Raw genomic sequence first — 13,443 nt, 5'->3', positions numbered from 1 at the left:
TGATGACATGCGTGCCCGTTTGGGAACAGGCGACGGCACAGATCGTGGCCAGAGTCGCCGTAATCTGAACATATGAGAGCTAAACTGTGGGCACGAACTCGAATCGTCACGATCATCATGAGTGTTTTTCTCGTGGCCACGGCAGGGACGGCATGTGACGTGCTGGTGCCGGGGCGTGATCCTGGACCCGTGCTGCCGCCAGTGCCCACGAGCGCGCCTCAGAACATGACCCGTGAAGAGTTCCGCGACTTTGCGAAGTCGCAGAAGGGCATCAAAGATGCCGAGGTCAAGGGTGACCACATTCGCATTGAGGTCGATGAGAAGGCTTCGCCGGGGGAGCTTTCGTCAACCATGGACAAGCTTGAGGAAAAGTATCGCAATGCGAGTATCGGCAGTGATGTGAACCTTGTGATTGTGAGTGGCGTGTTTGAAGCTAAGGTGACGTACGTTGACCCAACGAGCTCCCCGTCCATTCCGCGCCGTGCTTTTCCTTCATTCGACCTGGTACATAAGCTTGCGGGGCACAAACACATCACGAGTGGCACGATCCAAGGAAAAAGCGTGTCTGCAACTGTGGATAAGGACCCGTTTGACTGGATGCGCACTGAAGTAAAAGATGTCGACGGTGTTTTCACCGCGACGAACGGGGAGAAGGAAGAGGCAAAACTCACCACTGTCACCATGAACCCGCATGATGCGGCTCAGCAACGCCTCGCAGACGCGATCCACGCAGAGGTAAAGAAAAACGGCGGGGAGTTGCGGAAGCTCGCAGTGGGATTTGAACCCCAGACCAGCTCCGATCATGCGTCCGTGAACGCGAGCTTCCCAGATGCGAAAGCTGTGGACAAAGTGAGCGGGGCGTTCGCGAAGGACCACAAGGACGTGTCAACCAGTTTTACCACCTCGGGCCTCCAGGTTATCCAGAGTGCTGAAGGTTCGTTGCCGAGTTACCGCAAACAGATCGGCTCCGAACAGGCGCTGGGCGTGTATCGCCAGTTGACAGCAAAAAACATCAATGTGGAGATAGTTGACCTGTCAGAGGCGCGGTTTGAGGTTGCTCTAGAGACGTCGCAACAGATAAGAACAACACTTTCGGAAGTGAACGGACTTCCAGTGGGCGTGGGCTCCGTGTCCGTGCGGCACAAGGATCAGAGTGCGGACAGGGACACGTATCTGAACCGCGATGAATGGGGTCAGTATGAATCCGTTGTTGCGAACATGTGGGATACCGGGTTCTACGATTTCACGTTGTCTGCGCGTGGCGAGCTGAATGCGAAGTTCAGCGTGGATTTCGAGACTCCAGTGGACGGGCCGGCCCTGAGGCCGAGCCACGCACGCGCCGGTATCCAAGCCCTGCGCGCAAGCGGGTACGACGGGGTTGCCTACATCAGCGTGAACGAGGGTAACCACCTGAACTTTGTATCTACCGTGTGTGGCAAAGCGAAGAAAGCGCGGAACGCGCTCAGTGGCGCGCCACGCAAACCTGACGGTGCTGAACGCGCGTTCCTTGACGAATGGAATCGCACGGCTACGTGTTAGTTGCCCGAGGTGGTCCCAAGTGGGACTGGGCTTAAGTTGCGCGGCCTTTTTCCTTCGTATGTCGGTGTATTCTTTTCCTGTGGTGGCTGTTGGCATTGAAGGACTGTCATTTTCGCGGTCGCGTTCACGTGAGGTCTTCGTAAACTTCTCCGCTCACTTCGAACCAGGAAAAACACTGTTGTTGGGTCCGAACGGTGCCGGGAAGACCACGCTCATTGAAATTCTCGCGACCGTGCTACGTGCCCAGCGAGGTGATATTTCGCTTGTTTCGTCCAAAGGGTCGATAAGCATAAAGAACGATGTGCGTCGCTATCGGCAGGCTGTTGCATGGATGCCTCAGCACTTTTCGCCAGTCCGAGGGCTCACCGTTGAAGAACACGTTCAGTATGTCGCTTGGTTGCACGGTGCGCAGAGTCAAGAAACGAAGCCCCGCGCAACGCATGCATGTGATCTCGTTGGTTTAGAAGGGATGAAAACTGCACCTGTGACCGCTCTGTCAGGTGGTCAGAAACAACGGTTGGGTCTCGCTGGTGTTCTGGCCACTGGTGCAGACGTTCTTTTACTCGATGAACCAACTGTCGCTTTGGATCCGGCCAGTCGCGAACGATTCATGGAAATACTTCGCGAGCTACCTGAAGATAAAACAGTCATTCTTTCAACGCACCAAACTGACGACGTTGCGCAAACTTTTGACCATGTAGCGGTGTTGCAATCAGGCAACTTGCAGTTTCAAGGAAACATACATGAGTTTCTTCAGCGTGGTCGCGTTGCCTCCGAACCTGAGTTGACGGTGAAGAATGCTCACGCCGAAGACATTGGCCGGTCGTATGCGGCCATCATCCAGAGGGAACTCTAGTGCTCAGGCTGAAGCGAAGGCCAGCATGGTGGATTGCTGGGGTCGCCGCAGTTTTGGCAACCCTGTATCTGTTGGCGTATGCGGACAGGGATTTTCTCGTTGCTAACCGCATCGCGTCCGTGACTACCGGGTCATTTCTTCTGCTGTTTTCCTGCGCTACCGCTTCCCTGTCAAGCGCGATCGAAGCGGGACGCGAACGCGAAAGCCGAGGTGTTTTCGAGAATTCGCGCCGACCGTTCATCACGCAGATCTTGGAAAGAACCTGGCCAGGATTTCTTTCCGGTGTACTAGTTCAAGTTGCTGGCGTCGCAATTCTTCTAGTAGTTGCAGGCAGTTCTGACCGGGGAATCCCGTGGTTTCTCGTTGTGGGGCAGGTTCTTGCTGTGGTTATGCACGGAATGTTGGGGTATGCGCTTGGAGTTTGGCTCCGACCAGTCTTAGCAATTCCACTCAGCGTTGTGGTTCCATACGTGTGGATTGGGGCAACGTGGTCAATTGACTTTTTTGGAATCCGGTATTTAGCGGGACTGGCGTTTGAAGGATGTTGTACTCCCGCCTCGGTATTAGATACCAAAGCCGTGGCGGGCTTCATAGTGTTTTCAGCAGTCGCGACCGTAGCGTGCTTTCTCGCGATCAATAGTCACCGGTATTCAAGACAACGCGACCTTCCGCGCACGTGGGTTCGAGCCTCTGGTTCGGCGCTTGTGCTGATAGTAGGACTTGTTCTGGGCTTAGGTTTGACCGCTGGTGTGGGCCCTAACCCAGATAGCCCGCGACCCACAACTGAACTGGTGTGTGACCAGTCCGAGCCACAGGTGTGTTTCTTTCCGGGGCAGTTTTCACGAAACGACAACCGCGCGGTGTACGCGCATGTTTTCAGTCAGGCGAATGAGACGGGGCTACCGAAAGTGGTGCGCATCGAATCCACCGCGGACCCCTCAATCTTGATGGCTGGTCCGAACGGCGACTGGACGGTGAACGTTGTCGCTCAACCAACGTTTGACGTTTATGACTCTGCGCTGGCAGCGGCAAGTTCTTATGCCGCGCATGTTGTTAACACCGACTGTTCTGACGACAACGTGCACGCTCAGATGAGTGTGGTGACCGCCTGGTTGTGGATCAAAGGTTTGCAGGCTTCAGGGGTTCGCGCAGATGTTGAGGATGCAAAGGCAATTCTTGATCCATCCGCTGAAACAACCTTGCAGCGACTCTTACAAGCTAGCAAGTCAGAGGCAGGTGCGTGGGTTGCCCGGACTTTTGATTCGGCCACGCACTGTGAACGTCCAAAGCCATTCGCATCGTGACGTACCTTCTGAAGGCTCGCCAGTGGCCAGTTCTGCTTGTCATCAGCGTAATTACGGGTGTGATTGCGGGAGGTTTCGCCGAGGTCGATATTCCACTGCCGTTATTAAGCGTCGCTGGTTTACCGCAACCGGTGCTTCCTGCACTTGGATTCGTCATCGTCGTGTCCGCTTGTGTCCACCGGGCTGAGGAGTCCTGGAGTTGTGCATCGGTTCGTAACACGTTCGCGCACTCTCACGCGGTCGTGGTAGGTGCGCTTGTGTTTGCGGTTCTTGTGGGCGTGGTGTCTTCAAGCTTCTCTGCCCAAAACTCAGTATTGATCCTGCGCGATTTTGTTGGTCTTACCGCGCTGGCGCTGGTAGGGCGTCTAATGATCAACGGCCGTTACGCGAGTTTGATCCCTTCTACATATGTGATCGTCGCAGGCGCATTTGCTCGTGATCGGTTGGGTGAAATACGTGCCTGGTGCTGGATTGTTGACCGTGATATTTCCAACCCGTGGGCGTGGCTCACGTGTTGTATTGGGGCGGTTGCTGCTATCGCTTATCAAACACGGCGCATGCCCCTCTTTAACTGACGAGCGAAACTCGCGACGACCTCGGCGGGGGAGTGGGGAGCGCGGGCGCAACGGGGCAGCAAAGCCGCCCCGGGAACACAGAAGCGGGCACTGTTCTGGCTCAAGAACAGTGCCCGCTTCTTCGATCAGCGCTGACGCAGGGGCCTTACAGTCCCAGGCGCGTCCGCAACTGGTCGACTTCGCCCTGCAGTTCTGCAGGAACGTCATTGCCTAGCTGGGCGTACCACTCTTCAATCGATTCGAGTTCGTCAGCCCACTCTTCTGGTTTGATCGCAACGGCCTTGGCGATCTGTTCAGGTGTAACGTCGAGGCCGTCGAGGTCAAGAGCGTCAGCGGAAGGAGTGTTTCCAACTGGGGTTTCTTCAGCGTCAGCCTTGCCGTCGATGCGCTCAAATACCCACTTGAGCACGCGCGAGTTCTCCGAGAACCCTGGCCACAGGAACGAGCCGTCTTCATCGCGACGGAACCAGTTGACGTAGAAGATCTTAGGAAGCTTCGCGCCTTCCGTCTGACCAATGTTGAGCCAGTGCTGGAGGTAGTCGGTGACGTTGTACCCGATGAACGGACGCATTGCCATTGGGTCGCGACGAACCACACCGACCTTACCGGTAGCGGCAGCGGTGGTTTCAGATGACAGGACCGACCCCATGAACACGCCGTGCTGCCAGTCGCGAGTCTCCGTGACCAGCGGCATCGTGGTCTTGCGACGTCCACCAAACAGGATCGCCGAAATTGGCACACCGTTGGGGTTGTTGTACTCCTCAGCCAGCGTTGGCACGTTGGTGATAGGCGTGCAGAAACGTGAGTTCGGGTGAGCGGCCGGAGTTTCGGACTCAGGGGTCCAGTCGTTTCCGCGCCAGTCAGTGAGGTGTGCAGGCGTTTCGTCGGTCATGCCTTCCCACCACACGTCACCGTCGTCGGTGAGTGCGACGTTCGTGAAGACGTTTCCGCCCGCTTCGATTGCGCGCATAGCGGTTGGGTTAGTGGAGTAGCCGGTTCCTGGTGCAACACCAAACAGACCGTACTCAGGGTTGACGGCGTACAGCTGGCCGTCTTCACCAAAGCGCATCCACGCGATGTCGTCACCCAGGGTTTCAGCCTTCCAGCCAGGGACCGTGGGTTCAATCATGGCCAAGTTGGTCTTACCGCACGCGCTTGGGAACGCAGCGGCGATGTACTTGGACTCGCCTTCAGGGTTGGTGAGCTTGATGATGAGCATGTGTTCTGCCATCCAGCCCTCTTCGCGGGCAATTGCCGAAGCGATGCGCAGCGCGTAGCACTTCTTACCAAGCAGAGCGTTACCGCCGTAACCGGAACCGAAAGACCAGATCGCACGATCCTGCGGGAAGTGGGTGATGTACTTGGTTGAGTTGCATGGCCACTTGACGTCTTCCTGGCCTTTTTCGAGAGGCGCACCTACCGAGTGGACACACTCCACGAACTTGCCGTCGTGGTTCTCGATCGCACGCAGAACTTCGTTGCCGCAACGTGCCATGACCAGCATGGACAGGACCACGTATGGGGAGTCGGTGACCTCGATACCGAACATCGGCTGGTTAGCTTCCGTGTGTCCCATGACGAATGGGATCACATACATGGTGCGACCCTTCATGGACCCGGTGAACAGGTCGTTGAGGATCTCCTTCATCTTGGCTGGGTCCATCCAGTGGTTGAGCGGGCCAGCGTCTTCTTCCTTTTCGGAGCAGATGAAGGTGCGGTCTTCGACACGGGCGACGTCGTCTGGGTCAGAAGCCGCGTAGTAGGAGTCTTTTTGCTTGTCGAGCTTTACCAGGGTCCCAGCTGCGACCAGTTTGTCAGCGATTTCGGTGCGCTGTTCTTTGCTCCCGGTGATCCATTCGATCTGGTCTGGGGTGCTGAGCGACGCTACACGCTTAACGAACTGAAGGATCGTTTCGTTCTGGGTTGGTGCGTTCTTGAGAAGGTCTTCGACTGAGCCAGGGTCGAGGACGGTCATACGTGACTCCAAACTGTTGAGTTGTGAAATATTGCCTATTCACCGTACGAAGTTGAGAGAATGGGGATGGCTGGTTTGAGGGCTGTGTGGCTGAGCGCTAGATCACAATGTGGTGGGTTATGACGTATGTGAATCATTTGTGTGACGTGTTTTTTCATGAGCTGGCATATTTGTGTCACAGACGCTGTGGGTCACGGCTTTCCCGCCGAGGTTGCCCGCCCTTTCTGGGTATGTGGCGCGTTGCGAGTGAGGGGTGCGTGGGTTGGTGTGCGGAACGTCACTTGGGGCGCGTTGTGAAGTTGGGGGAAGTTGTGTAAAGTAGTCCGAGTTGGTTTACCAACGGGCGCCACTAGCTCAACGGATAGAGCATCTGACTACGGATCAGAAGGTTGGGGGTTCGAATCCCTCGTGGCGCGCCAACTGAAATCGCGCTGTACAGCACCGACTGTATCGCGCGATTTGTGTTTCAACGTAATTAGTATTGGCAACATGATCCGTCGTGGCCAGCAGAAGAAGCGTGACCTTCGACGCGCCAAGAAAGTAGCCGATGAGCAAATTAGCCAAACTCGAGGCACGTACCAGCCGCCACCTAGGAAGGACTGTGCGGAAAGGCGCTACGAGCGCCCCATTGGTGACGAAGGGCTCTTGCAACTCCTCGTAATGTTTTGGCGGCATAAAGGTAGCACCGTAGACTTCGCACTCATTATTCAGAAAAGGACTTGGGAAGCGTGGGAAAATACCGCACGAATAGACTGTGCACACGGAACCTGCCATGTCCACTACAGTGATGATGCTCCGGCGTCGAAGCATCTGTTGACGCTTAATTCAGCAACGGACGTTGAGACAGCGATGGCCCTAGCCTTAAAAGAGATACACAAGATCGCAGATATGATAATGCAAGGGGAGGAGGGAAGCGATGACTAGTAAGGCTGCTGAAAAACTGAAAAAGTTTACCCACGAAATTGATAAACAGTTAGCGTTCGGGATGTGGGCGGATAAGGATTTGCCAGTCGTAGGCAACGACGGCAACAGCAAAGTAGTCACCGCGCTTGCTGAGGAGAAGCTGTTTCACCTGTTTAAGCGCGTGGAAAATGTTGGCGGTAACGCAAACATTTTTATTGACATGGGTGATTACGTCACGCTGATAACCTCCGTGCAAAGCGTTTGCGCTATCGACGCTCGTAATGCAGACGATATGACTGGCGACGACCGCCCTTCACTCGACGCTCCGGTGGGACTGTTCGTGGAGTATCTAGCTAGTCAAGATGGTGCCGGAGTAAAGTTGCCGAGTTTCAACAGTTACAACCAGCAGGAAGTAAAAATACAAGAGCGACAGCTATCGCACGCCTAGCGTCCTGTGCGTGGTGGTATCACAGACCCGCAGAAAACCACCCCACTCAAAGAAGCCTCAGAACCAAGGCTCAGCCCCTCCACACGGCTAAACCGCGGTGTTAGCCTGACCGTACATGCGAGTCAACCTTCAAGGAGATGTGATGGCTAACGGTTACCGCGTAGAAAACCCCGAAACCAGTGATGTTGTTGAGACCTTCGACAACGCAACCGACGCACAGGTTGAAGAAGCTCTCGCCCTCGCGCACGACGCGTATAAAGAATGGTCGGCACGCCCCATGTCAGAACGAGCTGACATCGTGGCTAAAGTAGCCACCCTGTTCGACGAGCGAAAAGACGAACTCGCCGACATCATCGGCCAAGAAATGGGCAAGCGGAAGGCTGAAGGCGCTGAAGAAGCCGAATTCTGCTCCGCCATCTTTGGTTACTTTGCCACCAACGGTGAAAAGCTCACCGGCGACCTTGACCTCGAAGTCGACGGCGCACACGCGGTCCTGGAACACCGCCCAATCGGAACGATCCTGGGCATCATGCCGTGGAACTTCCCCTACTACCAGGTCGCCCGCTTCGCCGGACCTAACCTGGTGCTGGGTAACACCATCCTGCTCAAGCACGCTGAAATCTGCCCCAAGTCAGCCGCCGCAATCCAGCAGATTATGGACGACGCCGGCGTGCCAAAGGGCGTGTACCAAACCCTGTACGCAACCCACGACCAGATTTCCACCGTGATCGCTGACAACCGTGTTGCAGGCGTTTCCCTCACGGGTTCGGAGCGCGCGGGCGCCATCATCGCTGAGCAGGCCGGTAAGGCACTCAAGAAGGCCGTGCTTGAACTCGGTGGCTCCGACCCATACATCATTCTCGACACCGACAACGTCAAGGAAGCAGCAGCCAACGCGTGGGCTACCCGCATGTACAACACCGGTCAGGCCTGCGACTCGAACAAGCGCATGATCGTCATGGACGACATCTACGACGAATTCGTCGCCGAACTCGAAGCACTCGCCTCCAAAATGACCCCAGGCAGCTACACCTCGGACGACGAAACCGTGTTCCAGCCACTGTCCTCACGCTCAGCCGCTGAGCGCCTGGCCGGACAGCTGGAAGACGTCAAGAAGGCCGGCGGCAACATTCGCGTGGGCGGTGAGCTCTCCGACAAGGGCGCGTACATCAGCCCCGCTGTCGTCACCGACATCCCACGCGGCTCCGACGTGTACTACGAAGAGTTCTTTGGCCCAATCGCCGTGGTGTACAAGGTCTCCAGCGACGAAGAAGCCCTCGAACTCGCCAACGACTCGCAGTTCGGTCTGGGTGGTTCCGTGTTCTCGCAGGACAAGGAACGCGCAGAGAAGGTCGGTTCCCAGCTCGAAGTTGGTATGGCCAAGATCAACACCCACGCCGCTGAAGGCGAAAGCATTCCGTTCGGTGGTGTGAAGCGTTCTGGATACGGACGTGAACTGGGGCCAGTTGGTATGGACGAATTCGTCAACAAGCGCCTGTACTGGGTTGGCGAAGAAGGCGCCTAACAGCGCCCCGGCGTTCAGCCGCCCCAACCAACACCGCGCATAGAAGAACGGGCCCGAGGTCGTTGCTCCGACCTCGGGCCCGTTGGGTTTGTGCGGGAATGGGTTAGAAAACCCCGTGACTGTGAACAGCTTGGTCGTCGGTTGGGACCTCGCTAATTGCGTCCCACAGTTCGACGATCGCGCCGTCTTCTACGCGCCACAGTTCGCAGTACGCGTGACGAGCACCGGCGATGCTGCCTTCAGAGTGTGTGAGTACGAAGTCTCCTTGGGCTACCGTGCGGTGGATCTTGTCATACTCCAAACCTTCGCCCGCGTCGCGGAGTTTCTCTAGGAAGTCGATAACGGCTGGGACGCCGTCGGCGATGTCGGGGCTGTGCTGGTCAAAGCGCCCGTCCTTGCTGTACGTCTCAAAGCCGGAGTAATCGCCACCGACCAGGGTCTTTTCGAAGAACTCGACCACCAGGGCGCGGTTCGCTTCCGTGTCAGAAGACGTATCCGGGTCAGTTGGACCGTCTAGCTGCGTGCGCCCTGATTCGTTGGGGGCAGCTTCAGGAACCAGACTGTCCCAGTGTTCAGCGATCTTGCCGTCTTTCACCCGGTAAATGTCGAAGCCCACAAGAACGTTTTCATCAAGTCCCGTGAACTTGCCGTGCAAAGCAACCAAGTCACCGTCTGAAATCACACGTGCGTTTTCGTATTTCAGGCCCTCACCGGCATCCTCCACAAGCTTCTTAAGCCCCGCACGGTCACCGGCCACAAGTGGTGAGTGCTCCACGAAATCGTCCGTGAAGTCCGTGTCTAGAACTGACGTGTCGTGCTGGTGAAACAGTTGAGTGTGAGTGTCGAGTACGAACTGTCCATGGTCTGCCATGACTTACGTCCTTCCACGTAGCGGTGCAGAGTGAACTGCTTGCTCTTGCAGTGTAAACACATGAAGATGTGCGGCGGAACCCTCAGACCTGAGCCGGTGTTTAGCCCGTGGCGTTAAAGGAGTAGAGTTTGTTGAGGAAGCAAGCCCTATACACAGGGTCACCCGGCTTGAGAAGGGTAAACATGTCCTACACGAAAGAAAACGTCGACGTTGTGCTGATCGGCGGTGGCATCATGAGCGCCACCTTGGGCACAATGCTTGCCGAACTCCAGCCCGAATGGTCTATTCGTGTTTACGAACGCCTCGACTACGTCGCGCGCGAAAGCTCAGACCCATGGAACAACGCGGGTACCGGCCACGCCGCTCTGTGCGAGCTGAACTACACGCCACAGCAGTCAAACGGTGACATCGACATCACCAAGGCTGTCAACATTAACGAACAGTTCCACGTGTCACGCCAGTTCTGGTCGTACCTGGTAGACGAAGGCGTTCTGACTACCCCGTCGTCTTTCATCAACCAAGTTCCACACGTGTCCTACGGCCGTGGCGAAAAGGGACGTGACTACATCCGCGCCCGTCGCGAAACACTTGTGCAGAACCCACTGTTCCGGGACATGGAGTTCACCGACGACCCTGCTGAACAGGCCGAGTGGCTACCCCTCATGTTTGAAAACCGTGGCCCAGGGCAGGTCAACGGTCTTTCACGCATCAAGGAAGGTACCGACGTTGACTTCGGGTCGCTTACCCGTCAGCTCCTGACTCACATGGGCACGCGCGGAGCGCAGATCCGCACCGGTCACTCCGTATCCGACCTCGAACGCACCGCCGACGGCTGGAAAGTCAGCGTTCACGACCACACCGGCGCAGAATCCTTCGTCGTTAACGCCAAGTTCGTCTTCATTGGTGCTGGTGGTGGAGCACTTCCGCTACTCCAGAAGTCCGGAATTGCTGAGGCCCGCGGCTACGGCGGATTCCCCGTTTCCGGTTTGTTCCTGCGCACCTCAAACCCAGACCTGGTTGAACGCCACCACGCTAAGGTTTACGGCCAGGCATCGGTCGGTGCTCCACCCATGTCGGTTCCTCACCTGGACGCTCGCGTGGTTGGCGACAAGAAGTACCTCATGTTCGGCCCCTACGCCGGCTTCAGCCCCAAGTTCCTCAAGGGCGGATCGATTCTGGACCTCCCATTCAGCGTGCGTGGCAACAACCTGCCCGTCATGCTCAACGTGGCCAAGGACAACTTCGACCTCGTCAAGTACTTGGTCACTCAGCTGGCTGAAACCAAGAAGGGACGCTTTGCAGCTCTCGCTGACTTCACCCCAGACATCAACCGTGACGACTGGGAGATGCTGGTGGCAGGTCAGCGCGTTCAGGTCATGAAGCGTGACCCCAAGAAGGGTGGCGTACTGGGCTTCGGTACCGAAACCGTCGCAGCCGCCGACGGTTCACTCGCCGCACTGCTGGGTGCATCCCCAGGTGCTTCCACCGCAACACCCATCATGGTGGAACTTCTCAATCGTTGCTTCCCACAGCAGTACACCGGCTGGGAAGCTAAGCTCAAGCAGATGATTCCATCGCTGGGTCGCAAACTGCACCAGGACGAAACCCTGCTCAACGAGGTGTCCGAATACACCGCCCGCACCCTGCAGATCCAGTCACCTGACAATGACTAATTTGTAGGCCCTACTTACAGATCACGCCGAGGTCGTAGCGACTACCGCTACGACCTCGGCGTTCTTCTGGCAAAAGAAGTAGCGGACCTGTTACCTCCCAGTTCACGGCTTGTTGGGTGAAAGCACTTATGCTTGTGTCAGCAACCAACGTGAAGGAAATGAATGTCGCACCAGTACGATCCTTACGGTCAGGGAAACCAGGGCAACGGTAACCAGCCGTTCGGCAACCAACCCGGTGGTCAGCAGTACGGCTCGCAGCCTGGTGGCCAGCAATACGGTGGCCAGCAGTACGGTTCGCAACCGGCAGCCCAGCAGTTCGGTAACCAGCCAGGTGGCCAGCAATTCGGTAGTCAGCAGTACGGTAGCCAGCCAGCTGACAACCAACGCTTCAGCCCCGGCGGCCAGCAACAGCAGCCGGCCAACTTCAATCAGTACGGCGGTCACCAGTACGGGTTCCAGGATCACACCTCGGACCAGGTACACCAACGCACATACGACGAAGGACGCTTCGCACCTTCACACACGCAGGCTCTCCGTATCCAAAACCGCGTTGAGACCCACCAGGGGGCACCCGCGCAAGCCCCGTGGACCACGCAGGCGATCAGCGTCACCCCAAGCGTTGTAGAAAAACCCAGCGACACCGGCGACATTGTCCGTTTGGTCATCGCGCTAGCCTTGGGTGGCCTGCTTCTGCTGGGCTTTGCCATCATTTTCTTGCTCATGACTCTGTCGTCGGGTCTCGTGACGTTTGTGGCGATGTTCCTGTCGTTCTTCCCGCTGATCCTCATCATCGGAATGGTGTTGTGGTTTGACCGCTGGAAGCCACAGCCTAAAGTCGCAATGGGCTTGTGCGTTCTGTGGGGTGGCGTGGCCGCGATCATCCTGACGCTGGTTTTCCAGTTCCCACTACAAGTCGTGATGGCGGGCGCAGGTGTTACCGACGACAGCGGTGCGATTGGCGCGGTTGTCATGGCACCGATCTTTGAAGAAACCACCAAGGGCATGATCTTGGTGGCGATTGCGCTGGCGGCCCGCCGCTACTTTGAAGGTCCTCTGGATGGTTGGGTATACGGTTCGCTAGCTGGGGCCGGCTTCGCCTTTACCGAAAACATTTTGTACCTTTCAAGGTCGTACGCGGAAGGTGCGCAGCAGGGCATAGGTACGGTTGCCCTCATCATGACGTTCGTTGTGCGTTGTTTGCTGTCACCGCTCCTGCACTCCACCTTCACCATGTGCGCGGGTGTAACAATTGGGTTGGCGGCCCGTCGTGGGCAATGGTGGGCGATCATCCTCATGTGGATTCCTGGTCTGCTCGCCGGAATGATGCTCCACGCTCTGTGGAATGGCTTGGCCACTTTCCTGCGACCCACATCGTTCATCCTGGCGATCATCTTTATCATCGTTCCGTCGTTGCTGATTTCCTCGATCTGGTTCGCTCTGGCGATCTTCCTGCAGTTCAACGAAACTAAGCAGACGCGCGCTAACTTGGGTGACTACGCAAACGCTGGTTGGCTCACCCACGCCGAGGTGGAAATGCTTGGCACGTGGAAGGGCCGTCGCGCTGGTAAGCGTTGGGCGGGCCGATACCCGTCGGGTAAGCAACACATGAAGAAGATGATCAAATTGTCTACTGCCCTGGCAACCACGCGTATGCGTATTGTTGGCGGAATTGGTGGCACTGGCGAGCAGGAACGTGAACGTTACTTGCTGGATCAGTTCACGCAGGAGCGTTCGGCACTTATGCACGCTTCCGGTCAGCCCGGAAGTTTCTGAT

The 13,443-nt window shown here is 56.7% G+C and carries 10 protein-coding genes and 1 tRNA gene; 9 read left to right on the top strand and 2 right to left on the bottom strand.

The window, feature by feature from the left end:
* Nucleotides 1–72 precede the first annotated feature (72 nt).
* The 4 genes from MHX53_RS09650 to MHX53_RS09635 all read left to right on the top strand — a co-directional run bounded on the left by MHX53_RS09650 (nucleotide 73) and on the right by MHX53_RS09635 (nucleotide 4,274).
* Nucleotides 73–1,539 (top strand): hypothetical protein, encoded by a 1,467-nt coding sequence (locus tag MHX53_RS09650; protein WP_239272510.1) that lies wholly within the window; start codon nucleotides 73–75, stop codon nucleotides 1,537–1,539.
* A 79-nt stretch (nucleotides 1,540–1,618) separates the two neighbouring features.
* Complete coding sequence (locus MHX53_RS09645) at nucleotides 1,619–2,395, top strand: ABC transporter ATP-binding protein (RefSeq protein ID WP_239272508.1); 777 nt, start codon at nucleotides 1,619–1,621, stop codon at nucleotides 2,393–2,395.
* Complete coding sequence (locus MHX53_RS09640; protein ID WP_239272506.1) at nucleotides 2,395–3,699, top strand: hypothetical protein; 1,305 nt, start codon at nucleotides 2,395–2,397, stop codon at nucleotides 3,697–3,699. The genes MHX53_RS09645 and MHX53_RS09640 overlap by 1 nt, the downstream gene beginning before the upstream one ends.
* Nucleotides 3,696–4,274, top strand: a complete 579-nt coding sequence (locus MHX53_RS09635; RefSeq protein ID WP_239272504.1) for a hypothetical protein — start codon at nucleotides 3,696–3,698, stop codon at nucleotides 4,272–4,274. The genes MHX53_RS09640 and MHX53_RS09635 overlap by 4 nt, the downstream gene beginning before the upstream one ends.
* A 145-nt stretch (nucleotides 4,275–4,419) precedes the next feature.
* On the opposite strand, the gene MHX53_RS09630 is transcribed toward MHX53_RS09635, so the two are convergent.
* Nucleotides 4,420–6,249, bottom strand: coding sequence for a phosphoenolpyruvate carboxykinase (GTP) (locus tag MHX53_RS09630; protein ID WP_239272502.1), 1,830 nt, complete (start codon nucleotides 6,247–6,249; stop codon nucleotides 4,420–4,422).
* Between the two features lie 343 nt (nucleotides 6,250–6,592).
* On the opposite strand from MHX53_RS09630, the gene MHX53_RS09625 reads away from it, so the two are divergent.
* The 3 genes from MHX53_RS09625 to MHX53_RS09615 all read left to right on the top strand — a co-directional run bounded on the left by MHX53_RS09625 (nucleotide 6,593) and on the right by MHX53_RS09615 (nucleotide 9,125).
* Nucleotides 6,593–6,668, top strand: a tRNA-Arg gene (locus MHX53_RS09625).
* A gap of 497 nt (nucleotides 6,669–7,165) precedes the next feature.
* Nucleotides 7,166–7,600 (top strand): hypothetical protein, encoded by a 435-nt coding sequence (locus MHX53_RS09620; protein WP_239272500.1) that lies wholly within the window; start codon nucleotides 7,166–7,168, stop codon nucleotides 7,598–7,600.
* A 142-nt stretch (nucleotides 7,601–7,742) separates the two neighbouring features.
* The gene (locus MHX53_RS09615; RefSeq protein WP_239272499.1) at nucleotides 7,743–9,125 is read left to right on the top strand and encodes an NAD-dependent succinate-semialdehyde dehydrogenase; all 1,383 of its coding nucleotides are present in this window, start codon (nucleotides 7,743–7,745) and stop codon (nucleotides 9,123–9,125) included.
* 103 nt (nucleotides 9,126–9,228) lie between these two features.
* On the opposite strand, the gene MHX53_RS09610 is transcribed toward MHX53_RS09615, so the two are convergent.
* On the bottom strand, nucleotides 9,229–9,996 hold the full coding sequence (locus MHX53_RS09610; RefSeq protein ID WP_102239583.1) for a nuclear transport factor 2 family protein: 768 nt from the start codon (nucleotides 9,994–9,996) through the stop codon (nucleotides 9,229–9,231).
* Between the two features lie 182 nt (nucleotides 9,997–10,178).
* Here MHX53_RS09610 and MHX53_RS09605 point away from each other — a divergent pair, with 182 nt between their 5' ends.
* Nucleotides 10,179–11,669, top strand: a complete 1,491-nt coding sequence (locus tag MHX53_RS09605) for a malate:quinone oxidoreductase (RefSeq protein WP_239272497.1) — start codon at nucleotides 10,179–10,181, stop codon at nucleotides 11,667–11,669.
* 162 nt (nucleotides 11,670–11,831) lie between these two features.
* The gene (locus MHX53_RS09600; protein WP_239272495.1) at nucleotides 11,832–13,442 is read left to right on the top strand and encodes a PrsW family intramembrane metalloprotease; all 1,611 of its coding nucleotides are present in this window, start codon (nucleotides 11,832–11,834) and stop codon (nucleotides 13,440–13,442) included.
* The last annotated feature ends 1 nt before the right edge of the window (nucleotide 13,443 follow it).

The sequence above is a fragment of the Brevibacterium sp. ACRRH genome (assembly GCF_022346365.1).
Taxonomy (GTDB): Bacteria; Actinomycetota; Actinomycetes; order Actinomycetales; family Brevibacteriaceae; genus Brevibacterium; species Brevibacterium paucivorans.
This window is presented reverse-complemented; position numbering and strand designations above follow the sequence as displayed.